This window comes from Saccharothrix sp. (genome assembly GCF_031180885.1).
In the GTDB taxonomy this organism is placed as follows: domain Bacteria; phylum Actinomycetota; class Actinomycetes; order Mycobacteriales; family Pseudonocardiaceae; genus Actinosynnema.
On sequence record NZ_JAPSLK010000002.1, the window covers coordinates 326276 to 349871 of the forward strand.

The 23596-nt window shown below is 72.0% G+C and carries 23 protein-coding genes; 10 read left to right on the forward strand and 13 right to left on the reverse strand.

Annotated elements, in window-relative coordinates:
* Window positions 1-3: 3 nt before the first annotated feature.
* From RIN75_RS05610 to pafA, 4 genes are all read right to left on the reverse strand, one after another.
* On the reverse strand, window positions 4-882 hold the full coding sequence (locus RIN75_RS05610; protein ID WP_309110689.1) for an SRPBCC domain-containing protein: 879 nt from the start codon (window positions 880-882) through the stop codon (window positions 4-6).
* On the reverse strand, window positions 875-1441 hold the full coding sequence (locus RIN75_RS05615) for a helix-turn-helix domain-containing protein (protein ID WP_309110690.1): 567 nt from the start codon (window positions 1439-1441) through the stop codon (window positions 875-877). The genes RIN75_RS05610 and RIN75_RS05615 overlap by 8 nt, the downstream gene beginning before the upstream one ends.
* Before the next feature lie 168 nt (window positions 1442-1609).
* A complete protein-coding gene (locus tag RIN75_RS05620) occupies window positions 1610-2632 on the reverse strand; it encodes an oxidoreductase (protein ID WP_309110691.1) in 1023 nt (340 codons plus the stop codon).
* A 41-nt stretch (window positions 2633-2673) separates the two neighbouring features.
* Complete coding sequence (gene pafA, locus RIN75_RS05625; RefSeq protein WP_121219152.1) at window positions 2674-4032, reverse strand: Pup--protein ligase; 1359 nt, start codon at window positions 4030-4032, stop codon at window positions 2674-2676.
* An 80-nt stretch (window positions 4033-4112) separates the two neighbouring features.
* On the opposite strand from pafA, the gene RIN75_RS05630 reads away from it, so the two are divergent.
* The 6 genes from RIN75_RS05630 to RIN75_RS05655 all read left to right on the forward strand — a co-directional run bounded on the left by RIN75_RS05630 (window position 4113) and on the right by RIN75_RS05655 (window position 11140).
* Complete coding sequence (locus tag RIN75_RS05630) at window positions 4113-5537, forward strand: bifunctional phosphatase PAP2/diacylglycerol kinase family protein (RefSeq protein ID WP_375295912.1); 1425 nt, start codon at window positions 4113-4115, stop codon at window positions 5535-5537.
* A gap of 47 nt (window positions 5538-5584) precedes the next feature.
* The gene (locus RIN75_RS05635) at window positions 5585-6481 is read left to right on the forward strand and encodes a helix-turn-helix domain-containing GNAT family N-acetyltransferase (RefSeq protein ID WP_309110692.1); all 897 of its coding nucleotides are present in this window, start codon (window positions 5585-5587) and stop codon (window positions 6479-6481) included.
* Window positions 6482-6529: 48 nt separating this feature from the next.
* The gene (locus tag RIN75_RS05640; protein ID WP_309110693.1) at window positions 6530-7291 is read left to right on the forward strand and encodes an IclR family transcriptional regulator; all 762 of its coding nucleotides are present in this window, start codon (window positions 6530-6532) and stop codon (window positions 7289-7291) included.
* A 103-nt stretch (window positions 7292-7394) separates the two neighbouring features.
* Window positions 7395-8105 (forward strand): MIP/aquaporin family protein, encoded by a 711-nt coding sequence (locus tag RIN75_RS05645; protein ID WP_309110694.1) that lies wholly within the window; start codon window positions 7395-7397, stop codon window positions 8103-8105.
* A 10-nt stretch (window positions 8106-8115) separates the two neighbouring features.
* Window positions 8116-9606 carry a glycerol kinase GlpK gene (gene glpK, locus RIN75_RS05650; RefSeq protein ID WP_309110695.1) on the forward strand — a complete coding sequence of 497 codons (1491 nt, stop codon included), beginning with the start codon at window positions 8116-8118 and terminating at the stop codon, window positions 9604-9606.
* A complete protein-coding gene (locus RIN75_RS05655) occupies window positions 9599-11140 on the forward strand; it encodes a glycerol-3-phosphate dehydrogenase/oxidase (RefSeq protein ID WP_309110696.1) in 1542 nt (513 codons plus the stop codon). The genes glpK and RIN75_RS05655 overlap by 8 nt, the downstream gene beginning before the upstream one ends.
* 605 nt (window positions 11141-11745) lie before the next feature.
* On the opposite strand, the gene prcA is transcribed toward RIN75_RS05655, so the two are convergent.
* The 5 genes from prcA to RIN75_RS05680 form a co-directional block, all read right to left on the reverse strand.
* Window positions 11746-12534 carry a proteasome subunit alpha gene (prcA, locus tag RIN75_RS05660; RefSeq protein WP_309110697.1) on the reverse strand — a complete coding sequence of 263 codons (789 nt, stop codon included), beginning with the start codon at window positions 12532-12534 and terminating at the stop codon, window positions 11746-11748.
* A 43-nt stretch (window positions 12535-12577) separates the two neighbouring features.
* Window positions 12578-13429, reverse strand: a complete 852-nt coding sequence (prcB, locus tag RIN75_RS05665) for a proteasome subunit beta (protein WP_309110698.1) — start codon at window positions 13427-13429, stop codon at window positions 12578-12580.
* A gap of 34 nt (window positions 13430-13463) precedes the next feature.
* Entirely contained in the window at window positions 13464-13658 is a 195-nt protein-coding gene (locus tag RIN75_RS05670) for a ubiquitin-like protein Pup (RefSeq protein ID WP_121219177.1), read from the reverse strand.
* Window positions 13659-13742: 84 nt separating this feature from the next.
* Window positions 13743-15236, reverse strand: a complete 1494-nt coding sequence (gene dop, locus RIN75_RS05675) for a depupylase/deamidase Dop (RefSeq protein ID WP_309110699.1) — start codon at window positions 15234-15236, stop codon at window positions 13743-13745.
* Window positions 15237-15289: 53 nt separating this feature from the next.
* Window positions 15290-17653 carry an FtsX-like permease family protein gene (locus RIN75_RS05680; protein WP_309110700.1) on the reverse strand — a complete coding sequence of 788 codons (2364 nt, stop codon included), beginning with the start codon at window positions 17651-17653 and terminating at the stop codon, window positions 15290-15292.
* 208 nt (window positions 17654-17861) lie between these two features.
* Between RIN75_RS05680 and RIN75_RS05685 the strand changes: the two genes are divergently transcribed.
* Both RIN75_RS05685 and RIN75_RS05690 read left to right on the forward strand, forming a co-directional pair.
* Entirely contained in the window at window positions 17862-18359 is a 498-nt protein-coding gene (locus tag RIN75_RS05685; protein ID WP_309110701.1) for an NUDIX domain-containing protein, read from the forward strand.
* Window positions 18356-18646 carry a DUF6191 domain-containing protein gene (locus RIN75_RS05690; protein WP_309110826.1) on the forward strand — a complete coding sequence of 97 codons (291 nt, stop codon included), beginning with the start codon at window positions 18356-18358 and terminating at the stop codon, window positions 18644-18646. The genes RIN75_RS05685 and RIN75_RS05690 overlap by 4 nt, the downstream gene beginning before the upstream one ends.
* Here RIN75_RS05690 and RIN75_RS05695 read toward each other — a convergent pair.
* From RIN75_RS05695 to RIN75_RS05710, 4 genes are all read right to left on the reverse strand, one after another.
* Window positions 18618-19538, reverse strand: a complete 921-nt coding sequence (locus tag RIN75_RS05695; RefSeq protein WP_309110702.1) for an aldo/keto reductase — start codon at window positions 19536-19538, stop codon at window positions 18618-18620. The genes RIN75_RS05690 and RIN75_RS05695 overlap by 29 nt on opposite strands.
* A gap of 179 nt (window positions 19539-19717) precedes the next feature.
* Complete coding sequence (locus RIN75_RS05700; protein WP_309110703.1) at window positions 19718-19942, reverse strand: hypothetical protein; 225 nt, start codon at window positions 19940-19942, stop codon at window positions 19718-19720.
* Between the two features lie 65 nt (window positions 19943-20007).
* Window positions 20008-20775 (reverse strand): ABC transporter permease, encoded by a 768-nt coding sequence (locus RIN75_RS05705; protein ID WP_309110704.1) that lies wholly within the window; start codon window positions 20773-20775, stop codon window positions 20008-20010.
* The gene (locus tag RIN75_RS05710) at window positions 20772-21674 is read right to left on the reverse strand and encodes an ATP-binding cassette domain-containing protein (protein ID WP_309110705.1); all 903 of its coding nucleotides are present in this window, start codon (window positions 21672-21674) and stop codon (window positions 20772-20774) included. Before RIN75_RS05710 ends, RIN75_RS05705 begins: the two co-directional genes overlap by 4 nt.
* Before the next feature lie 109 nt (window positions 21675-21783).
* Here RIN75_RS05710 and RIN75_RS05715 point away from each other — a divergent pair, with 109 nt between their 5' ends.
* Window positions 21784-22890: a histidine kinase gene (locus RIN75_RS05715; protein WP_309110706.1), complete on the forward strand. Its 1107-nt coding sequence runs from the start codon at window positions 21784-21786 to the stop codon at window positions 22888-22890.
* Window positions 22887-23537 carry a response regulator transcription factor gene (locus RIN75_RS05720; protein WP_309110707.1) on the forward strand — a complete coding sequence of 217 codons (651 nt, stop codon included), beginning with the start codon at window positions 22887-22889 and terminating at the stop codon, window positions 23535-23537. Before RIN75_RS05715 ends, RIN75_RS05720 begins: the two co-directional genes overlap by 4 nt.
* The last annotated feature ends 59 nt before the right edge of the window (window positions 23538-23596 follow it).

The following is a 23596-nucleotide window of genomic DNA, read 5'->3' on the forward strand; positions in this document are numbered from 1 at the left end:
CGCTCACTCGCCCGTGAGCATCCCCTCGGGCAGGCCGGGCACGTCGGGCTGGAGCCAGATCGGCCGCCAGTCCGGCAGCTCCACGTAGCGCCGCAGCTCGGCCACGCCGGACAGCCAGCCCATCCACGCCCCGTACGGCGTGCGGCCGTCGACGAACCCGCTCTGCACGAACGTCAGCGTGGTCCGGCCCCCGGACTCGGCCAGCTCCCACGTGCTGACGATGTCGTCGCCCCAGTCGATGCTCATCCGCTCGTTCTCGGCCAGGTCGAGCACCTTGCCCGGCTCGGGGTTGTTCTCGAAGCCGCCCATGGCGACCCGGCCACCCACCCACGGCTCGATGTCGATCTTCGCCCCGAACCACCGCGAGTACTCCTCCGCGTCCACCAGCGCCCGGTAGACGGCTTCTTTGCCGGCTGCGATGTCGACCGCGGCACGCATGTCGGTGGTGGTGAAGTCCGCCTTGGGGGTCAGTTCGCGACCTTCGAGGTGTTCGGCGAGGTTGGCCAGGTTCAGCGCCCAGTACGTGTAGAGCCAGCCCAGCACGCCCGTCTCCCGCACCGCGTCCGGCCAGCCCGGGAAGTGGCTCTGGGACACGGTCACCACGGTGCCGGTGTCATCGGCGGCCAGCGAGAACTCGACGGTGGTGTCCTCCCCGCCGACGTGCCAGGTGAAGCGCAGCGACTTGTCGTCCACGTGCTCCAGGGTCTGGCTCGGCGCGTCCCCTTCGGGCGTGAACCGCCCCCAGAACGCGTACCGGTTCGGCAGGTCCACCTCGGCGTGCTCGGCGAGCCACACGCGCAGTTCGTCGGCGGAGGTCAGGGCCCGGTGCACCCGCTCGACCGGGACGTCGACACGGGCGCGCAGGGTGACGGTCTCACTCATCTTCGGTCTCCTCGGCATGGGTCGGGTAGCAGGCCACGGCCAGCCGGAAGGCGTCGCCCTCCGCGCCGCCGTAGCGGCTGAACAGGTCTTTCAAGGTCTCCTGGAGTTCGGCGAAGAACTCCCGCCGCTGCTCGGGCCGCACCCGGATCTCCCCGGACACGCCCAGCGACGGCAGCTCGGGCCGGGTGCGGTCGAGCGCGGCGATGTCGGCCTGCACCTGTTCGGCGAGGTCCACGAGGTACCCCAGGCTCAACTCGTCCCGGGCCCGCCGCATCCCGAGCCGCCCGACCAGCGCCGGCGACAGCCAGTAGGCGCGGGCGGCGGCCTGGTAGAGCCCTTCGTGGACCCCGCGCACCTTCCGCTCCGACACCTGCGTCACCAGCCCGGCCTCGACCAGCCGCTTGACGTGGTAGTGGACCCGCTGCGGCGTCTGGTCGAGGACGGCGGCCACCTCGGTGCACGACTTCGGCTCGGCCAACAGCCGCAACACCTCGACCCGCTGCGGCTTGAGCAGCGCCTCGGCCTGCTCGATCTCTTCCAGGTACAGGACGTCTCTCATCGCAAAAACAACTTTGAACGTTCAGCAGATTTTTGTCAATACCCGACCGACGAGCCTCCGACCTCGCCGCCACCGCTCCACGAGCCGACTTGCCAGCGCCTCACGAGGGGAACTGTCGGTGCCTCGTGAGACGATCGAGACGGGGGCCAGAGGCCACGCCCAATCCGCTTAACCCCTGGTCAGCACCCCCACGCGGCCCTTCTCACCGGCCGCCCAGCACACGCCCGCGCAGTCCACCGTGTCGAAGCTCCCGTCGTCGAACTTCCGCCAGGACCGCCCGCCGTCCCGGCTGACGTCACTCCCAGTAGGCCCCACCGCGATCACCGTCGACCCCCGCCACGCCAGCCCCGACCGGTACCCCACCGGCCCGCGCACCGCCGTCCAGGAGAGCCCCTCGTCCCGACTGGCCGCCAGGTTCACCACCGCCCCGGTCGGATCCGCGTAGTCCCCGCCGATCGCCAGCCCGTGCCGCGGGTCCCGGAACGCCACCGCGAACACCCCCGCCGACGGCGAGCTCAGCAACGGCGTGTCGGCCACCGTCCACCGCCACCCGCCGTCCGACGAGTGCAGCACCCGCGCCGTGGCCCCGCCCCCGGTCGCGATCCACGCGTCCCGACCGCCCGAGGTCGCCACGCACTGCCCGCTCGCCGCGAACCCGGCCTCGCCCGCCAGCGCGGGCGGGAAGTTCGACGCGGGCACCTGAGACCACGTCCGACCCCCGTCGAACGTCCGCAACACCCGGAACTCCCCGTCCACCGGGTCGCTCATCGCCAACCCGCGCCACCGGTCGAAGAACGCCACGCAGTCGTAGAACGCCGCCGGGTCCGTGTTCCGGAAGGTCTCGGTCCACGACGCGCCACCGTCCGCCGTCCGGTAGATCCGCGACGACTCCCCCGGCCCGATCGACAGCACCACCGCGTGCCGCGCGTCGAACGCCTGGATGTCCCGGAACTGCAGGTCAGCGGTCCCGGGAGGCCCCACCGACGCCCAGGTAGCGCCACCGTCCACGGTCCGCAGCACGGTCCCCGCGCTGCCACTGACCCACGCCACCCGGGGCGACACCGCCGACAGGCCGCGCAACCGCGCGTCCACCCCGGTCGGCCGCGACTCCCACCCGGACGAGGACGCGCCGGCCGGGGTGGCCACCAGCAGCGACGCCGCCACGGCGGCGACAAGCAGAAGGCTCTTCATGGGCTGTGAGCCTCACGAAGAGCCTTCCGGGTCCGCTAGGGCTAGAGGGAGGAGATCAGCCGCTCCACCCGCTCGTCCACCGCGCGGAACGGGTCCTTGCACAGCACGGTCCGCTGCGCCTGGTCGTTGAGCTTCAGGTGCACCCAGTCCACGGTGAAGTCGCGGCCCGCGGCCTGCGCGGCGGCGATGAAGTCACCGCGCAGCTTGGCCCGCGTGGTCTGCGGCGGGGTGTCCTTGGCGGCCTCGATCTCGCCGTCGTCGGTCACCCGGTCCACCTGGCCCTTGCGCTGGAGCAGGTCGAAGATGCCCCGGCCGCGCCGGATGTCGTGGTAGGCGAGGTCGAGCTGGGCGATGCGCGGGTTGGACAGGTCCATGTCGTGCTTGGCCTGGTAGCGCTCCATCAGGCGGTACTTGATGGCCCAGTCGATCTCGCGGTCGATCTTGGACAGGTCCTCGGCCTCGACCGCGTCCAGCGTGCGGCCCCACAGCTCCAGCACGCGCTCGGCCATCGGGTCCGGCGCCCGCTTGGCCACGTGCTCGACGGCCCGCTCGTAGTACTCGCGCTGGATGTCCAGCGCCGAGGCCTCCTTGCCGCCCGCCAGGCGCACCGTGCGCCGCCCGGTCAGGTCGTGGCTGATCTCGCGGATCGCGCGGATCGGGTTGTCCAGGCTGAAGTCGCGGAACTGGACGCCCTGCTCGATCATCTCCAGCACGAGGTTCGCGCTGCCCACCTTGAGCAGCGTGGTCACCTCGGACATGTTCGAGTCGCCGACGATCACGTGCAGGCGGCGGTACCGCTCGGCATCGGCGTGCGGCTCGTCGCGGGTGTTGATGATCGGTCGGGACCGGGTCGTGGCACTGGACACCCCCTCCCAGATGTGCTCGGCGCGCTGGGACAGGCAGTACACGGCGCCGCGCGGGGTCTGGAGCACCTTGCCCGCGCCGCAGATGAGCTGCCTGGTCACCAGGAACGGCAGCAGCACGTCGGCGATCCGCGAGAACTCCCCGGCCCTTGCGACCAGGTAGTTCTCGTGGCAGCCGTAGGAGTTGCCGGCCGAGTCGGTGTTGTTCTTGAACAGGAAGATGTCGCCCCCGATGCCCTCGTCGGCGAGCCTGCGCTCGGCGTCGACGAGCAGGTCCTCGAGGATTCGTTCGCCGGCCTTGTCGTGCGTCACCAGTTGGGCGAGGTCGTCGCACTCCGCGGTCGCGTACTCGGGGTGCGAACCCACGTCCAGGTAGAGCCGAGAGCCGTTGCGCAGGAACACGTTCGAGGAACGGCCCCACGAGACGACCCGGCGGAACAGATACCGCGCGACCTCATCCGGGGACAGCCTGCGCTGCCCGTGGAAGGTGCAGGTCACCCCGAACTCAGTCTCAATGCCGAAGATCCGCCGCTGCATCCCTCAACAGTAGGCGCATTCAGCCGTTTCCTCAGTGATCCAATCGGGCGGCGCGCGGTTTCCGCCGATAACGTTCTTGTGTGCTCCGACGAGTGAACCGCCTGGACGAGGCCCTGATGAGGCACAGCGGGCGGCTGCCCGCGACCCCCCTCGATCGGGGGATGAAAAAACTCTCCAGGGCGGCCAACCACAGCGTCCTGTGGCTTTGTGTGGCCGGCTTGCTCGCGCTGCGCAAGGGCCGGCCGCGGCGGTCCGGACTGCGCGGCGTGGCGTCGATCGCGGGGGCGAGCTTCAGCGCGAGCCTGGTCGCCAAACGCCTGTTCCCGCGTCGCCGGCCGGCCGCGGAACTGCTGCCGGTGCACCGGCGGCTGACCAAGCGGCCCACGTCGTCGTCGTTCCCGTCCGGGCACGCGGCGTCGGCGGCGGCGTTCACCACGGCGGTCGCCATGGAGTCGCCCGCGCTGGGGGCCGTGGTCGGGCCGCTCGCGGCGGCGGTGGCGTACTCGCGGGTCCACACGGGTGTCCACTGGCCGTCCGACGTGGCCGCCGGCGCCCTGATCGGGACCGGCGCGGCCCTGCTGACCAGGCGCTGGTGGCCGATCGGGCAAACGGAGGCAGCGTCGGCGCGCGAGCACCAGGACCTGGAGCCGCTGGTCGACGGCGAGGGCCTGGTCGTGGTGGTGAACCCGGCGTCGGGCTTCGGCCCCGACCCGTCCCCGGCGATCGCCGAGCGGTGGCCCAAGGCGCGGATCGTCGAGGTGGACGAGCTGGACTCGGTGGTGCCGGACTACGGTCCGCGCGCGCTGGGCGTGGCGGGCGGGGACGGGACGGTGGCCGCGGTGGCGTCCGTGGCGGCGGCCCACCACCTGCCGCTGGTGCTGGTGCCGGCCGGGACGCTCAACCACTTCGCCCGCGACGTGGGCGTGACCGGCCTGGACGACTCGGTCCGCGCGGTGGCGGCCGGTGACGGGGTGCTGGTCGACCTGGCGGCGGTGACCGTGGACGGCGAGGGTCCGCGCTGGTTCGTCAACACGGCGTCGCTGGGCGGCTACCCCGACATGGTCCGGCTGCGCGACAAGCTCCAGGACCGCTGGGGCAAGTGGCCGGCGGCGGCGATCGCGCTGTTCAAGGTGCTGCGGACGTCCCGGCCGCTGCGCGTGGAGCTGAACGGCGAGCGGCACCTGGTGTGGATGCTGTTCGTCGGCAACGGCCCGTACCGGCCGAAGGGCTTCGCGCCGACCATGCGCCCGGCGCTGGACCGGGGCTTGATGGACGTGCGCTACATCCGGGCGGACACCCGTTTCTCCCGGGCGCGGTTCTTCATCGGCGCGCTGCTGGGCTCGCTCAACAGCAGCCGCACGTACCGGCACCTGGAGACGCGGTGGCTGGACGTGCGAGTACTGGACGGTTCGGTCGCGATCGCCACGGACGGCGAGGTCGGCCCCACCGGCTCGACCTTCCAGTTCCGCGCCCGCCCGGCGGCTCTGGCCATCTACCGGCCGTAGGGGATATCGTTTGACTCAGTCAACGTTTCTGTTGAGGGAGTCAAACGATGACGGTCGCGGACGTCCGGGCGTTCAACCGCTTCTACACCGGCGTGATCGGCATCCTGGACAACGCCTACCTGGACTCGCCGTACTCGCTGACCGAGGTCCGGGTGCTGTTCGAGCTGTCCGCCGGCACCGCGGAGACCGCCGCGCTGCGCACCGGCCTGGGCCTGGACGCGGGCTACCTGAGCCGCATCCTGACCCGCTTCGACCGCGAGGGCCTGATCACCCGCTCCCCCTCCCCCGACGACGCCCGCCGCCAGGTCGTGGGCCTGACCGACGCGGGCCGGGCCGTGCTGACCGACCTCGACGCCCGCTCGAACGCCGAGATCGGCGCGCTGCTCGACCGCGTCCCGCCCGCCGACCACGCGGCCCTGGTCGGCGCGATGCGGCGCATCCAGCGCCTGCTCACCGGGGCCGAGCGCGCCTACCTGCTGCGCCCGCTCAAGCCCGGCGACCTGGGCTGGGTCGTGCACCGGCACGGCGTCCGCTACGCCGAGGAGCACGGCTACGACTGGACGTTCGAGGCGCTGGTCGCCCGGGTCGTCGCGGACTACGTCGAGCACCACGACCCGCGGCGCGAGGCGGCCTGGATCGCCGAGGTGGACGGCGAGCCGGCCGGGTCGATCTTCTGCGTGCGGGCGTCGGAGGACACCGCCCAACTGCGCCTGCTGCTGGTCGAACCGCAGGCCCGGGGCCTGGGCATCGGCAAGCGCCTGGTCGAGGAGTGCGTCCGCTTCGCCCGCCGGGCGGGGTACCGGCGGATCGTGCTGGAGACGGTGTCCGACGTGGAGGTCGCGCGCGGCATCTACAAGCGCGCGGGGTTCACGCCGATCGCCGAGAAGCCGGTCCGCAAGTGGGGCGGTGACGTGGTCGAGGAGACCTGGGCGCTCGAACTGTGATGCGCGCCAATTCGACATGGTCGAACGGGTTGGCGCTACAGTGATCCCGTGCCCGGTCCGATCCAGTCCATCGAACGGGCAGCCGCGGTGCTGCGGCTGCTCGCCAGTGGCGCGCGTCGGATGGGGGTCGGCGAACTCGCCCGTGCCCTTGAGCTGCCCAAACCCACCGTGCACGGCATCCTGCGCACGCTGCAGCTGGTCGGTTTCGTCGAACAGAGCCCCGACACCGGCAAGTACCAGCTCGGCGCGGCCCTGTTCCACATCGGCTCCAGCTACCTCGACGGCAACGAGCTGCGCACCCGCGCGCTGAACTGGTCGGACTCGCTGGCCGCCCGCAGCATGGAGAGCGTCCGCATCGGCACGCTGCACGAGGCCCAGGTGCTGGTCGTGCACCACGTCTTCCGCCCGGACAACTCCCGGCAGGTCCTCGAAGTCGGCGCCCTGCTGCCCGCGCACGCCTGCGCGATGGGCAAGGTGCTGCTCGCCAACGACCCGGTGGGTCACGTGGACGACGAGCCGCTGAAGGCGTTCACCAACGCCACGATCACCGACCTCGACCGGCTCAGCGATGCGTTGGAGCAGGTCAGGCAGCGTGGTTGGGCGTCTGACGTCGAAGAGCTGGTCGAGGGCGAGGTGTCGCTCGCGGCGCCCATCCGCGACCGGCGGACGGTGACCGTCGGCGCCATAGGGATCTCCGGCCCGATCGAGCGGCTGTGCGACGCCGACCGGCAGCCGCGCACCGAGCTGGTCTCCTACGTCCGTGAGGCCGCGCGGTCGATCTCGCGCGAGCTCGGCGCCATCCCCTGGTAAACCGGTCGTTTCCGGAGGGTTGACATCTTGTGAGCGTCGGCACAGGATTCACGCGCACCGTACGACATTGTCGAACGGCATTCAGGCCAGAGAGGGCGCGCGGATGACCAACCAGTCGATCTTCATCGGGGAGTTCCTGGGCACCGCCCTGCTGTTGCTCCTGGGCAACGGCGTGGTGGCGGGTGTGGTGTTGGCGAAGTCGAAGTCCACCGGGGCGGGCTGGGTGGTGATCACCTTCGGCTGGGGCTTCGCCGTGCTGGCGGCGGCCTACGCGACCGCGCCCCTGTCCGGCGCGCACTTGAACCCGGCCGTGACGCTGGGCCTCGCGATCCACTCGGGCGACTGGGCCACCGTGCCGCTCTACCTGGTCGCCCAGTTCCTCGGCGCGTTCGTCGGCGCCGTCCTGTGCTACCTGGCCTACCTGGGCCAGTTCCGCGCCAACGAGGGCGAGGTGCTCGGGATCTTCTCCACCGGCCCCGAGATCCGCAACACCGCGCAGAACCTGCTCACCGAGATCATCGCGACGTTCGTGCTGGTCTTCGTCATCCTGGCCACCGGCCAGACCAAGGGCCTGTCCACCTCGGGCACCGGCGTGCTGATCGTCGCGCTGCTCGTCGTCGGCATCGGCATGTCCCTCGGCGGCCCCACCGGGTACGCCATCAACCCCGCGCGCGACCTCGGTCCCCGCATCGCGCACGCCGTCCTGCCGATCCCCGGAAAGGGTGGATCGGACTGGGGATACGCCTGGATCCCCGTCGTTGGTCCGCTGATCGGTGGAGCATTTGCCGGTCTGGTCGACATCGCCGTCTTCTGAGGAGCAACCGTTGAGCACTTACATCGCCGCAATCGACCAGGGCACCACGTCCTCCCGCTGCATCGTCTTCGACCACGGCGGCGGCATCGTCTCCGTGGCGCAGAAGGAGCACCGGCAGATCTTCCCCAAGCCCGGCTGGGTCGAGCACGACGCCGAGGAGATCTGGGCCAACGTGCTCGACGTGGTCCACGGCGCGCTCCAGAAGGCCTCGCTGACCGTCCACGACCTCGCCGCGGTCGGCATCACCAACCAGCGCGAGACCACCGTCGTGTGGGACAAGGCGACCGGCGTGCCGGTGCACAACGCGATCGTCTGGCAGGACACCCGCACCGACCAGCTGGTCAAGGAACTCGGCGAGCAGAACCAGTTCCGCGACAAGTGCGGCCTGCCGCTGGCCACCTACTTCTCCGGCCCGAAGGTCCGCTGGCTGCTCGACCACGTCGAGGGCCTGCGTGAGCGCGCCGAGAAGGGCGAGGTGCTGTTCGGCACCATCGACACCTGGCTGATCTGGAAGCTCACCGGCCGGCACGTCACCGACGTCACCAACGCCAGCCGCACCATGCTGATGAACCTCGAAACGCTCGACTGGGACGACGAGCTGGTCGACGCGATCGGCGTGCCGCGCGCGATGCTGCCCGAGATCCGCTCCTCCGCCGAGGTCTACGGCCACGCGACCGGCACCCTGGAGGGCGTCCCGGTCGCGTCGGCGCTGGGCGACCAGCAGGCGGCGCTGTTCGGTCAGACCTGCTACTCGCCCGGCGAGGGCAAGTGCACCTACGGCACCGGCAGCTTCCTGCTGGTCAACACCGGTGACAAGCCGATCCTGTCGCAGAACGGCCTGCTCACCACGGTCGGCTACAAGATCGGCGACCAGCCCGCGTCCTACGCGCTGGAGGGCGCGATCGCGGTGACCGGCGCGCTGGTGCAGTGGTTCCGCGACAAGATGGGCCTGATCTCCAGCGCCCCCGAGATCGAGACGCTGGCCCGGTCGGTCGAGGACAACGGCGGCGCGTACTTCGTGCCCGCGTTCTCCGGCCTGTTCGCGCCGCACTGGCGGTCCGACGCGCGCGGCGTCATCGCCGGTCTGACCGGGTACATCGACAAGGGCCACATCGCGCGCGCCGTGCTGGAGGCCACCGCGTGGCAGACCCGCGAGGTCGTGGACGCGATGAACGCCGACTCCGGCGTGGAGCTGACGACGCTGAAGGTCGATGGCGGCATGACCGCCAACAACCTGCTGATGGGTTTCCTGGCCGACGTCCTGGACGTGCCCGTGGTGCGCCCGATCATCGCCGAGACCACCTGCCTGGGCGCCGCTTACGCGGCGGGTCTGGCGGTCGGCTACTGGTCGGACACCGAGTCGCTGCGGGAGAACTGGCACAAGGCCGCCGAGTGGCTGCCGAGCATGGACGCGAAGACCAGGGACAAGGGATACCGCAAGTGGAAGAAGGCGGTCGAGCGGACCGTCGGCTGGATTGACGAGGACGACAACGATGAGTGAGCAACGGGCCAGGGCACGCGAGGCGCTGGGACACGGCGCCTTCGACCTGGTCGTGATCGGTGGTGGTGCCCTGGGCATCGCCACGACGTGGGCGGCGGCCCGGTCGGGCCTGCGGGTGGCGCTGGTGGAGGCGGGTGACTTCGCCGGCGCCACCTCCAGCGCCTCGTCCAAGCTCGTGCACGGCGGGTTGCGCTACCTGGCGATGGGGCCGAGCGCGGTGCCGATGGTGCGCGAGAACCACGCCGAGCGCAGGGCTCTGGGCGACCGGCTCGCGCCGCACCTGGTCCGGCCGCTGCCGTTCCTGGTGCCGGTGTACCGGGGCGGGCCGCACTCGCGGCCCGTCCTGGGCGCGGGTGTCATGTTGTACTCGGCCCTGTCCGGCTTCGGCGACGGCATGGGCAAGGTCCTGTCGGCAAGGCGTGCCCAGGAGTACATCCCCCAGATCCGGACTGCCGGTCTGCGCGGCGCGGCCCTGTACTACGACCACCAGATGAACGACAGCCGCGTCGCCATCACCGCCGCCCGCGCGGCAGCCGAGGCCGGTGCGGTTCTGCTGAACCACGTCGAGGTGGTGGGCCTCCGCAAACGCGGCTCCCTGGTCTCCGGCGTAGAACTCCGCGACCGCCTCGACGGCTCGTCCTTCGGCGTGGACGCCACGGTCGTCGTCAACGCCACCGGCCCGTGGCTGGACAAGCTGCGCCGCATGGAGGACCCGTCGGCCGCGCCCAGCATCCGCCTGTCCAAGGGCGCGCACCTGGTGCTGAAGACGGACAGCCCGTGGCGGGCGGCGATGACCATCCCGGTGGACGACGTGCGCGTGTCGTTCGCGATCCCCTGGGAAGGCCAACTCCTCCTGGGCACCACCGACGAGGCGTACGAGGGCGACCCGGCCGACGTGTCGTGCTCCGAGAAGGACATCACCCAGATCCTGAACGAGGCCTCGACCGGCATCACGTCCGATGCCCTGGACCGCTCGAAGCTGGCGTACACCTTCGCCGGCCTGCGGGTGCTCCCCGGTGGTGCGGGCGACACCAGCCACGCCAAACGCGAAACGGTGATCACCGCCGGCCGGGGCGGCATGATCAGCGTGGCGGGCGGCAAGTGGACCACGTTCCGCCGCATCGGCGGTTCGGTCCTGGCCCGCGTGGGCGAGGCCCTGGGCCGCGACCTGTCCCACGCCTTCGACGGCGTCCCGTCGGCCCTCCCCGGCGCCGCCCTCCCCGACCGCGTGGGTGCGGTGTTGGAGCGCGAACTCCCCACCCTCCCGGACGACGTGGTCAAGCACCTGGCCACCCACTACGGCACGGTCAGCCACGAGGTCCTGGCCCTGGCCCTGGAGGACCCCACCCTCCTGGACCGCGTCCACCCGGACGGCCCGGACATCTGGGCCCAGGTGGCGCACGCACAGCGCTACGAGTGGGCCACCGAGGTCGACGACGTCCTCCGCCGCCGGACCACGGTCGTGGTCAGGGGCCTGGACACGCCGTCGGTACGGGAACGCACCGGCAAACTCCTGTCCCAGGCCACCGCCTGACAAACGACCCACATACGGGAGGTCCGGCTGCGGCGCCGGACCTCCCGTCCCGTTTCCACGCCACACTCACCAGCGCCACCCACGCCCCGCCACGCCGCCGCCCGCCCCGCCACGGCACCACCCGCGTCGCCCCGCGTTCCCGCCACCTCACCGCACGCCTGCCACGCCCCAACCGCGCCGCGCCCAACCACGCCACGCGCCAGCCACGCCGCGCCCAACCACGCCACGCGCCAGCCACGCCCCAACCGCGCCACGCCCAACCACGCCGCGCGCCAGCCACGCCCCAACCGCGCCACGCCCAACCACGCCGCGCGTCTGCCGTGCCTCCACGCCCGCCGCAGCCGCCACCAGTCCTCAGCCGCTGGCCGGCCCCAGCGCTCGCACCCGTCGCAGCCGCCTGACCTCCCCCCGGTCCGGCCGATCTCCGATGCCTCCGCCGCGCCGCGCACCTCGTACCTTGCGACGCGCGAGCCCACCGAAACGCTGTTACAGAACACTCACTCCTTCGAGTGAAACCTCCGCCAGCCGAACCGCCACCCCACGCAACGGCGACGGCCCCCGAAGTGAGCGGGGGCCGTCGCCGGGTTGTGCGGAGGGCTGAACCTCTACTTCTCGTCGCCGTTCGGCGGCAGTTGCACCTCGGTCACCGGTTTCTTCTTGCCCCCGCCCTTGGCCGGCGCGGCCGGGGCGTCGGACGGGAGCAGAGGTGTCAGGGCGGCGCCCTTGATGCGGCGGAAGGCGCGGCGGGGGCGGTTGCGTTCGAGGACGGCCACCTCCAGCTTCGGCTGGTCCAGCAGTTCGGGCTTGCCGTTGCCGGTGCTGGTGCTGCCCGTGCTCAGCGCCTTCACCGCGACCTGCACGGCCTCCGCCAGCGGCAGGTTCTCCGCGTACGCGTCCTTCAGGGCGTTGGCCGTCGCCTCGGCCTGCCCGCCCATCACGACGTACTGCGGCTCCTCCACGATCGACCCGTCGTAAGTGAGCCGGTAGAGGGTGTCCTCGTCAGGGTCCGTCCCGACCTCGGCCACGCAGATCTCCACCTCCAGCGGCTTGATCTGCTCGCTGAACACCGAGCCGAGCGTCTGCGCGTACACGTTCGCCAGCGACCTGCCGGTCACGTCGCGCGGGTCGTTCTGGTAGCCGCGGATGTCGGCGAAGCGGATGCCCGCCTGGCGCAGGTTCTCGAACTCGCTGTACCGGCCCACGGCCGCGAAACCGATGCGGTCGTAGATCTCCGAGACCTTGTGGAGGGTCGACGACGGGTTCTCCGCCACGAACAGGACGCCGTCGGCGTAGCGCAGCACGACCACGCTGCGGCCACGGGCGATGCCTTTCCGGGCGTACTCCGAGCGGTCCCGGAGGATCTGCTCGGGTGAGGCGTACAACGGCAGGGTCACTGCTGCGGCTCCTACGAGATCGGCGGATGGGGAGAGGAGTTGCTCAGCCGGTGGGGCTGGAGCGGCGGCCCTCGACGACTGCCTCGGCGTGGGTGGCCGTCTCCGCCTCGGAGAGCTGCACGGCGCCGTCGGCACCCGTGATCGTCACGACCACCGGGTAGATCTTCCGGATCACGTCCGGCCCGCCGGTGCCCGAGTCGTCGTCGGCCGCGTCGTAGAGCGACTCGACCGCGGTGCGCACGGCCGCTTCCGCGTCGGCGTCCGGGTCGTAGAGCTTCTTCAACGCCGACTTGGCGAACACCGAGCCCGAGCCCACCGCCGCGTAGCCCTGCGTCTCCTCGTACCGGCCGCCGGTCACGTCGTAGGACACGATCCGGCCGGCGCGGTCCGGGTCGGCCGCGTCGGTGTCGAAGCCCGCGAACAGCGGCACGACCGCCAGGCCCGCCAGCGCCGCGTCGAGGTTGCCCTTGATCATCGCGGACAGCCGGTTGGCCTTGCCGTCCAGCGACAGCGAGACGCCCTCGATCTTCTCGTAGTGCCGCAGCTCGACCGCGAACAGCCGGACGATCTCGACCGCGATGCCCGCCGTGCCCGCGATGCCCACCGCCGAGTAGTCGTCGGTGACGAAGACCTTCTTCATGTCGCGCTGGGCGATCACGTTGCCCATCGTGGCGCGCCGGTCGCCCGCGATCACCACGCCGCCCTTGAACGTCAGCGCCACGATCGTGGTGCCGTGCGGCGCCTGCACGACCGAGCCCTCGGGGTAGTGCCGCGCGGACGGCAGCAGTTCGGGGGCTTGGGCGCGCAGGAAGTCGGTGAACGACGACGACCCCGGCCGGAGGTAGGCCGGGGGCAGCGACGCGGCCGGGTAGTGCCCGGTCGAGCTGTGGTCCATAGGTGCGTTTTTCTCCTAGATCCGCAGTTGGCTGCTACTCGCCGCCCTTTTGCACGTACGCGCGGACGAAGTCCTCGGCGTTCTCCTCCAGCACGTCGTCGATCTCGTCGAGGATGGCGTCCACGTCCTCGCCGAGCTTCTCGCGGCGTTCCTGGCCGGCCGCCGCCGCGCCGTCGGCGCCGTCGTCACCGTCGCCGCCGCCCTGCTTCTGGACCTGTTCCTGGGCCATGTCGACCTCCCCGTTTCAGCGGTCCTTGCGGTCAACATTACCCACCAGGTCTGACATTTGGTGCCTGCCACTCGGGTTTGTCGATCAACCGCGAGTGAGCGCCTCCACGAGCTGCTCGGCCGTGTCCGAAGCCTCCAACAACGCTCCGACGTGCGCTTTTGTGCCTCGCAGGGGTTCCAGGGTGGGGATCCGGACGAGTGATTCGCGCCCTAGGTCGAAGATCACCGAATCCCAGGACGCGGCCGCCACCGAGGTGGGGTAGCGCTCCAGGCACCGGCCGCGGAAGTACGCGCGGGTGTCCTCCGGCGGCGCGAGCACGGCCGCGCGCACCTCCTCCTCGCTGACCAGGCGTTTCATCGAGCCGCGCGCGACCAGCCGGTTGTACAGGCCCTTGTCCAGCCGGACGTCGGAGTACTGCAGGTCCACCAGGTGCAGCCGGGGCGAGCCCCAGGCCAGGCCGTCACGCGCCCGGTAGCCCTCCAGCAGGCGCAGCTTGGCGGGCCAGTCGAGCCGGTCGGCGCACTCGGCGGGGTCGCGGGCCAGCGCGTCGAGCACCTCACCCCACACCCGCAGCACGTCGCGGTCGCCGGTGCCCTCCTTCTCCACGAACTCCGAGGCGCGCTCGAAGTAGGCGTACTGGAGGTCCAAACCGGTGAACTTGCGCCCGCCGGCCAGCTCCACCCGTGTCTTCAGCGTGGGGTCGTGGCTGATCTGGTGCACGGCCCGCACCGGGTCCTGCAGGCGCAGGTCGTCGAACCGGCGGCCGGCCTCGATCATGTCCAGCACCAGCGCGGTGGTGCCGACCTTGAGGTAGGTGGAGTACTCGGCCAGGTTCGCGTCGCCGATGATGACGTGCAGCCGCCGGTACTTGTCCGCGTCGGCGTGCGGCTCGTCGCGGGTGTTGATGATGCCGCGCTTGAGCGTGGTCTCCAGGCCGACCTCGACCTCGATGTAGTCCGAGCGCTGGGACAGCTGGAAGCCCGCCTCCTCGCCGGACGGGCCGATGCCGACCCGCCCGGAGCCCACCACGACCTGGCGGGACACGAAGAACGGCGTGAGCCCCGCGATCACCGCGGTGAACGGGGTGCTGCGCTGCATCAGGTAGTTCTCGTGGGTGCCGTAGCTGGCGCCCTTGCCGTCCACGTTGTTCTTGTACAGCTGGAGCCGCGGCTGGCCGGGGACGGTGGCGGCGCGCATGGCCGCCTCCTCCATGACCCGCTCCCCCGCCTTGTCCCAGATCACCGCGTCGCGCGCGTTGGTGACCTCGGGCGCGGAGTACTCCGGGTGGGCGTGGTCGACGTAGAGCCGCGCGCCGTTGGTGAGGATGACGTTGGCGGCCCCGAGGTCCTCCACGTCGCTGTCGCCGGGGTGGCCGCCGGGCGCGCCGAGGTCGAAACCGCGCGCGTCGCGCAGCGGCGACTCCACCTCGTAGTCCCAACGCGCCCGGCGGGCCCGCGGTATGTCGGCGGCCGCCGCGTAGGCCAGCACCACCTGTGTCGAGGTGAGGACCGGGTTGGCGGTCGCGTCACCCGGCACCGCGATGCCGTACTCGACTTCGGTTCCCATGATCCGCCGCATACCCCGCAGCCTACGACGTGCCACCGACATTCCGTGTGTGCCCGCGTCGCGATTCACCCTGCGGCCAGACCCGCCGCGGGCCGGATGCGCGCCGCCCCGCGGGCCGGTCCGAACGCCGCGAGCACGGCCAGCACGACCACGCCAGCACCGCCCACCAGCAGCGGGACCAGCGAGGCGGTGGGCCAGGCGAACACCCCGAACGCCAGCAGCGTCAGCTCCGCGTACACCACCCCGAAGACACCGCCGCCGAGCACTCCGACCAGCGCCAACAGCACCGCCTCGGCCATCACGCCGCCCTGCAGGCCGCCCTTGGTCACGCCCAGCGCGCGCCGCAGCGCCATCTCCTTGCGCCGCTCCTGCACCGAGATCGTCAGCGCGGTGCCGATGCCGGTCACGGCGACCGCCACCGACAGCCCCAGCAGCACCATCAGCATCAGGATCCCCAGGTCGAGGTAGCGCTGATTCTGTGCATTCGCTTCGGCCTTGGTCTGCACGAGCACGGTCGGCGCGTCCTTCAGACCGGCCCGCACGGCGTTCTGGAACGCGGCCGGGTCGGTGCCGGGCCGCAGGTTGATCAGGACGCGTGAGGCGGGCGCGAGCGTGGTGTCGGCGATGACCGCATCGACGTGGCCGATCAGCGTGCCGGGCACGGTGCCGACGAACGTGGCCGTGCGCGCGCCGCCGGGCAGGCCGTGGAGGGTGACCGGCTGGCCCTTCACGGCGCCGAGTTCCCGCGCGGTGTACTCGTCCAGCAGCACCGTGCCAGGGCGGAAGTCATCGGCCCGACCGGCCAGGAACGTCTTCATCCGCTCCGGGTCGACCCCCGCGACCGTGGTCGGGAACCGCTCGCCCTCCCCGTCCACCTGGCTCCCGCGAGCGGTGTGCAGGACGACGCTGCCCGCCACCTCCGGCCGGTCCACCGCCGCCGCGGCACGCGCGTCCAGGGTCCGCCCGCCGGAGTCCACGACGACCGCGTCCGGCCGGGGCTCGTTGCTGAACTCGTCCTCCAGCCGCTGCGCGGAGCCGACCGTGACGGCGAAGTAGGTGACCATCGCGGCGGCCAGCAGCAACGGCATCGCCACCGACGCCGACCGCTGCGGCACCCGCCGCACCTCGGCCGCCGCGAGCTTCCACTGCGCCCCGCCGAACCGGCTCGCCACCGATCCGAAGATCCGGCCCAGACCCGGCACGACGACCGGTCCGAGCACGCCGAACAGCCCCGCGACCGCCGCGATGCCGGAGAACAGAATCAGGAAGACCGCCGCCATCGACCCCTGGGCCAGCACGCCCAGCACCGCCATCACCGCCGCCGCCCCGACCAGGACCACGCCGAACACCCGACGCCGACGCACCACGGCCCGGTCCGGCGTCTGCCCCTCGGACGTGCGCAGCGCGGCCAGCGGCGAGATCCGCGCGGCGGCCAGCGACGGCCGGACCGCGGCGAACGCGCTGAGCACGGCCGCGACCGACACGCCCAGCACCAACCGGCCCGCGGTCGGCAGCAGCGGCGGGCTCAACTCCACCGCCCCCAGCAGCGCGGACAGGCCCGTGGCGTCGAACAGCCGCGCCAGCAGCCACGCCACCGTGCCGCCCAGCACCGCGCCCACCAAGCCCGCCACGGCCCCGGTCAGCAGCGCTTCCAGCAGGTTCGCCCACACCAGCGGCCCCCGGTGGGCGCCCAGGCAGCGCAGCAACGCGGTGTGCCGCTGCCGCTGCGCGTACACCGCGCGGAACGTCGCCGACGCCACGAACACCGAGGTCGCCAGCGCCAGGATGCTGAACGGCAGGAACACCACGGCCAGGTCGTCGTTGAGCGGTTCGGCGCGCACCGAGGCCGCCGTGTCGACCCGGTAGCCCTCGCCCAGGGCCTGCGCGATGGCCGCCCGGTCACCCCCGATGACGTGCAGCGACAGGAAGTCCGGCGTGCCACCGAGCCGAGCCGCCAGGCCCTCGCCGACCACGATCCGGGGTTCCTCGCCGGTCGCGCCGCGCTTGGTGATGCCCCGGACCACCACGTCGATCGCCTTGCCCGAGGCGTCGGCCATCCGCACCGACGCGCCCGGCCGCAATCCCCACTGGTAGGCGGTCACCCGGTCGATCGCGATCTCGCCGTCGCGGGCGGGGGAGCGGCCGTCCAGGATCGGCACCCGGCGCAGCCCGTCCCGGTCCACCTCGATGTCGGCACGGGTGCGCCGCTCGCTCGCCCGGCCGTCCTGGAGCAGGTCGGTCTCGACCATGCGGGTGGGCACCACCTGCCGCACCCCGGGCACCGCCGCGACCTTGTCCGCCACCGCCTGGTCGAGCGTCGCGTCCGCGTGGGGCACCGTCCGGACCACCAGGTCGACATCGGGCGGCACCACCGGCGAACCGTCGTTGACCGCCCGGTTCATGGCGTCGCTGAGCATCAAAGACGCCAACAGACACGCGACACCTACGACCAGTGCGATACCGGGCAACACGGCACGGCCCGGCCGAGCGCGGAACTCGGCAACCGCGAGCCGCAGCGATGTAGGCACAACTCCCCCTCAAACGTCGAAGTAGTGACGCTGAAGGTATGAACGGTGCGCGTCGGCGGGCGTCGGTCCCGGGTAGCACCCTGCGGTACGACCTGGGGAGGATCTTGGCGTGGAACGCGTGCTGGTGGTGGACGAGAACGGTGAACCGGTCGGGTCGGCGACCCGCGAGCGCATGCGCGAAGAGGGCCTGTGGCACGCCTGCGCGGCGATCGTCGTGCGGTCGCTGGACGGGGAACGGCTGTTCGTGCACCGCCGCACCGACACCAAGGACGTCTACCCCGGCCTGTACGACCCGACGTGCGGCGGCGTGGTCGCGGCGGACGAGACGCCCGACGAGTGCGCGGTCCGCGAGCTGGCCGAGGAACTGGGCGTCCACGAGAATCCGGAGTTCTGCTTCAAGACGCCCTTCGTGGACGGAACCATCCGCTACATCGCCCACGTTTACGAGGTGCGCAGCGACGGCCCGTTCACCCTCCAGCCCGAGGAAGTGGCGTGGGGCGGGTGGATGGACCTCGCGGACGTGCGGGCGAAGGCCGACGACCCCGAGTGGCCGGTGGTACCGGACGGTCGGGCACTGCTCCTGGGGTGGTTCTCGTGCTGGGCATGATCTTCGCGATGTCGATCCCCGGCCTCGCCGTGCTGCTGGTGGCGCTGGCGACCGGCGAACGCGTGTGGCGGTCGGTGCGCCGCAAGCGGGGTCACCCGGTGGTGTCGCGGGCCGCGTTCGACGAGTTCACCCAGATCATGCACGGCAGCAAGCGCATCGAACTCGACGAGCGGCAGACCGAGCTGATGAAGCGCGCCGACGAGGAGGACGGCGCGCCCCCGCGCGGCCCGATCGACCTCGACTCCGGCGCGGTGCGGCTCACTCCCAGGCCAGCGACGCCCGAGTAGCCCAGTACCGCTCGGCGGGCTCGGCGAGGTCCGCCAGCTCCTCCGGGTCCAGGTCGACCTCCGCGGCCCGCAGGTTGGCGTGGAGCTGGTCCACGCTCGCCGCGCCGGAGAGCACCACGTCCACCCACGGCTGGGCGCGCACGGCGGCCAGGGCGATCGCGTCCGGGCCCACGTCGTGCTTGGCGGCCAGCTCCCGGACGGCGGCCGGCGGGTCCACGGCGAGCCGCCCGTTGGCCATGCCCTCCTTGACGAACACCTCCGCGCCCGACTCGTGCGCCCACGCCAGCGCCGGCCCCACCGAGGACTCCAGCACGTTCCATGTCGACTGCACGGCCTCGAACAGCCGCCGCCCCTCCACCTCCAGCTCCAGCGCACGGCGCACGGTGACCGCCTGCGTCGGCCCGGAGGTCGAAAAACCCAGGCGCACGCCCGAATCGCGCAGCCGTCCCAAGGCGGCCAGCAGCTCGGGGTTGCCGTACAACGGGCTGTCGTCAGTCAGCGAGTGCACCTTGTACAGGCCGACGTGCGAGCCCAGCAGCGCCTCCGTCTCGGCCCACTGGCGGGTGAACCGCTCCAGCGAGTGCTCCTTGACCTCGTGGACGTCCGCGTCCCGCCGCCACCCGGCGACGTACTCGTAGCCCCACTTGCTGGACACCCGCACGTCCCGGTGCCCCCGGTCGGCCAGCCACTGCGCCAGGAACTCCTCGGCGCGACCGTAGGAGCGGGCCGCGTCGACCCGCCGCACGCCCGCCGCGTAGGCCGCGTCGAGCACCGCGTGGCACGCCGCGCGCATCGCGTCGACGTCCCGTTCGGCGGGTAGGGCGTGGTCGCGGCCGAGGTTGATGTAGGCGGGACGTCCGAGGGCGGCGAGGCCGAGCGCGAAGTCGGGCACGTCCCACACCGTAACCGGCGGCCCGCGCGGGCCGCCGGTCACGTGCGTGTCAGCCGGCCGGGAAGTTGTCGGCGGTGCGGATGCGATCGCGGACCCACACCCCGGCCGGCTTCAGCTTGCCGGTCCCCGCGAACGAGATCCCCGCAGCACGCACGGCATCCAGTGGTACGCGCAATGCGTCAAGTCCCAGTCGCTCGACGCGTGCCCCTGAGTTGGATCGGCTTGCCGTGCAGGTCGCACAGCTTCACGCCGCACACCTTGAGCTGCCCGTTCACCGCGGCCGGCGAGCCGGCGGGCAGTGCCGAAGCCTGGGGCGCCACGAGTGCGCCGGGCAGCAAGAGCGTGGCCGCCAGGGCCAGGACGGTCCCCGAGCCGTGCCATGCGTTCCCCCTCTTGAGGTCCATGGCGGCGGATTAGGCAGGAAAGTCTACTAACTATGGCCGACCCTGACGACCACGCTCCGCAGCCGTCAAGCGTCCCGACGCAGCAGCACCGCCGCACCACCGCCCAGCGCCACCGCCAGGTACGCCAGCATCGCCAGCCCGGCCGCCCACTGCCCCAGCGGCGCGCCCGGCAACTCCCCCGCCAACTGCGGGGCCAGGACCGGCGGCATCACCGAGTAGAGCCGGTCGTTCCACGGCGCGGGCAGCAGCAGCGTGATGCCGGGCAGCACGAACAGCAGCCCGCACAGCGTCACCAGCACGCCCGCCGTCGACCGCAGCAGGAACCCCAGTCCCAGCCCGAACAGGCCCATCATGGTCAGCGACGCGGTGTTGGCCAGCAGCGTCGGCAGCGCTTCGGCGAACGACTCGTAGGCCGAGATCGGCTTGGGCCGGTCCCCCGTGACCCATTCGCCGGACAAGAACCCCAGCAGCGTCGCCACCCCGCCCACGACCGCCGACACCCCTGCCACGACGGCGGTCTTGGCCAGCAGCAACGACCAGCGGCGCGGCACGCTGGTCAGCGCGGTCCGGATCATGCCGGTGCCGTACTCCGTGGTCACCGCGAACGCGCCCAGCGCGCCCAGCACGAACTGCCCGAACGGCAGCACCACCATGCCGGGGTCCGCCGCGCCGAAGTTGACCTGCACCTCGGGCGGCTGGCGGTCGTAGTCGGCGGTCATCAGGTACGCCACGAGGATGCCCGCCGCCAGCGCCAGGACCAGCGCCAACAGCAGGTAGAACGTCGAGCGGACGGTGCGCAGCTTGAGGAATTCCGAGGCCAGGACGTCGGTCATCGGGTCACCGTCCGGTACTCCACGCTGTCGTCGGTCAGCTCCAGGTAGGCGTCCTCCAGCGACGCGCTGCGCGGGGTGAGTTCGTGCACCGGGATGCGCTGGTGGGCGGCGGCCTCGCCGATGTCGTGGGCGCTCAGGCCGTGCACCAGCAGCGCGCCGTCCTCGCGCCGGACGGTCGCGCCGAGCCGTTCGACCACCGCCGCCAGTTCGTCGGGGTGCCCGGTGCGGACCAGGACGTCCCGCTGGAAGCGCTCGGCCAGCTCCTGCATGGAGGCTTCGAGGATGAGCCGGCCGCGCCCGATCACCACGACCCGGTCGGCGGTCAGCGCCATCTCGCTCATCAGGTGGCTGGACACCAGCACCGTGCGGCCCTCCGCCGCGAGGCCGCGCATCAGGTGGCGGATCCAGCGGATGCCCTCGGGGTCCAGGCCGTTGACCGGTTCGTCGAACAGCAGCACCGCCGGGTCGCCGAGCAGGGCCGCCGCGACGCCCAGGCGTTGCTTCATGCCCAGCGACAACGTCCCGACCCGCCGTCCCGCGACGCCCGTGAGCCCGACCTGCTCCAGGGTCGCCACGACCCGCCGCACGCCGATGCCGTTGCTGCGGGCCAGCACGCGCAGGTGGTTGTAGACGCTGCGGCCGCCGTGCACGGCGTTCGCGTCCAGCAGCGCGCCCACGTGGTGCAGGGGCTTGGGGGTGTCGGCGTAGCGCTTGCCGTCGACCAGGGCTTCTCCGCTGGTGGGGCGGTCCAGGCCGAGGATGGTGCGCATGGTCGTGGACTTGCCCGCGCCGTTGGGCCCGAGGAACCCGGCCACGTAGCCGGGTTTGACCTCGAAGCTGAGCCCGTCCACGGCTCGGTGGGCGCCGTAGCGCTTGGTGAGTTCGCATACTTCGATCACGGTGGGAAGCGTCGCCGGCGGACGTCTCGCGCGGATCGGACGGCGGTCTTCGATCGAGGTCGGACCGTGGTCCGATGTCGGCCCGGCCGGGCGCGATTACCTTCTGGTCGTGCGATCACGTCTGCCCGCCTGGCTGCCCACGGTCTACCTGTACCTGCTGGACGTGCTGGCGGGCGTGCTGGTGACGCTGGTCTACCTCGAGTTCGTCCCGGACGTCGCCGGTCCGCGCTGGCTGGGCTACGCGCTGGCCGCGCTGGTCGGGCTGCCGCTGGCGGTGCGCCGGACGTGGCCGCTGACCGTCGTGCTGGTCGTGGGGACCGCGTTGAACGCCGCCACGGTCCTGCACATGACGCGGGAGCCCTACTCGGCCGCCGCCTTCGCGCTCTACATGGCCGCCGCGACCGCGCCGCGCAACCGGTCGGTGGCGGTGCTGCTCGCCACGCTGGTGCCGGCCATCGGGGCGATCTTCCACGCCGAGCCGTCGCCGGACGACCTGGGTCTGGCGATCGTGGTGTCGGTGCTGCTGGTGGGGGCGTGGGCGTTGGGGCACTCGACGCGGGTGCGCCGGGCGTACGCCGAGCGTGCGGCGGCCGACCAGGCGGCCAAGGCGGTCACCGACGAACGGCTGCGGATCGCGCGTGAGCTGCACGACGTGGTCGCGCACAGCCTGTCGCTGATCACGGTGAAGGCGGGCATCGCCAACCACGTGGCCGAGACCCGGCCGGAGCTGGCCCGGGAGGCGCTGGCGGTCATCGAGACGACGAGCCGGGGCACGCTGGTGGAGATGCGGCGGCTGCTGGGCGTGCTGCGGTCGGAGGACTCGGCGGTCGAACTCGCGCCCATGCCGGGGTTGGCGGACCTGCCCGGCCTGGTCGAACGGGCGGGGCTCGCGGGGGTGCCGGTGGAGCTGGACGTGTCCGGTGGTCCGCTGCCCGACGCGCTGGGGCTGACCGTGTACCGGATCGTGCAGGAGTCGGTGACCAACGTGGTCAAGCACGCGGCGCCCGCGCGGTGCCGGGTCGAGGTGGCCGTCGGCGAGTCGTCGGTGCGGATCGACGTGTCCGACGACGGGCCGGGGGAACGGGTGCTCGCCGGCGGTGGCGGGCACGGGTTGATCGGGATGCGGGAGCGGGTGGCGGTGTACGGGGGGACGTTCGCGGCGGGGCCGCGCGGCGAGGGCGGGTTCCGGGTGCGGGCGGAGGTGCCGTTCGCGTGATCGACGTCGTGGTGGTGGACGACCAGGCGCTGCTGCGCGGCAGCTTGCGGGTGCTCGTGGACTCCGCGCCGGACCTGCGGGTGGTCGGCGAGGCCGGCGACGGCGCGGAGGCGGTGTCCGTGGTGACCCGCACCCGGCCGCACGTGGTGCTGATGGACGTGCGGATGCCGGGCATGGACGGCATCGCGGCCACCCGGGAGGTCGCGGTGTCCTCGCCGGAGTCGCGGGTGCTCATCCTGACCACGTTCGACCTGGACGAGTACGTGTACGCGGCGCTGCGGGCCGGGGCCAGCGGGTTCCTGCTCAAGGACACGCCCCCGGCGGAGTTGCTGTCCGCGATCAGGGTGGTCGCCGAGGGTGACGGCTTGCTGTCGCCGTCCGTGACCAGGCGGTTGATCGCCGAGTTCGCGCGCCTGCCCGAGGCGCGGCCGGTGCGGCTGGACGGCATCACCGACCGTGAGCGCGAAGTGCTGGCCCTGATCGCGCGGGGCCTGTCGAACACCGAGATCACCCAGACCCTGCACCTGTCGGTGGGCACGGTGAAGACCCACATCGGGCGGCTGCTGCACAAGCTCCAGGCCCGCGACCGGGCGCAACTGGTCATCGCGGCGTACGAGTCGGGCCTGGTGACCGCAGGCGGCACCTGACCTTCGCGGCGCGGACGTGCGGGAAGCCCGCCCACGCGAGGTGGACGGGCTTCCCGGGA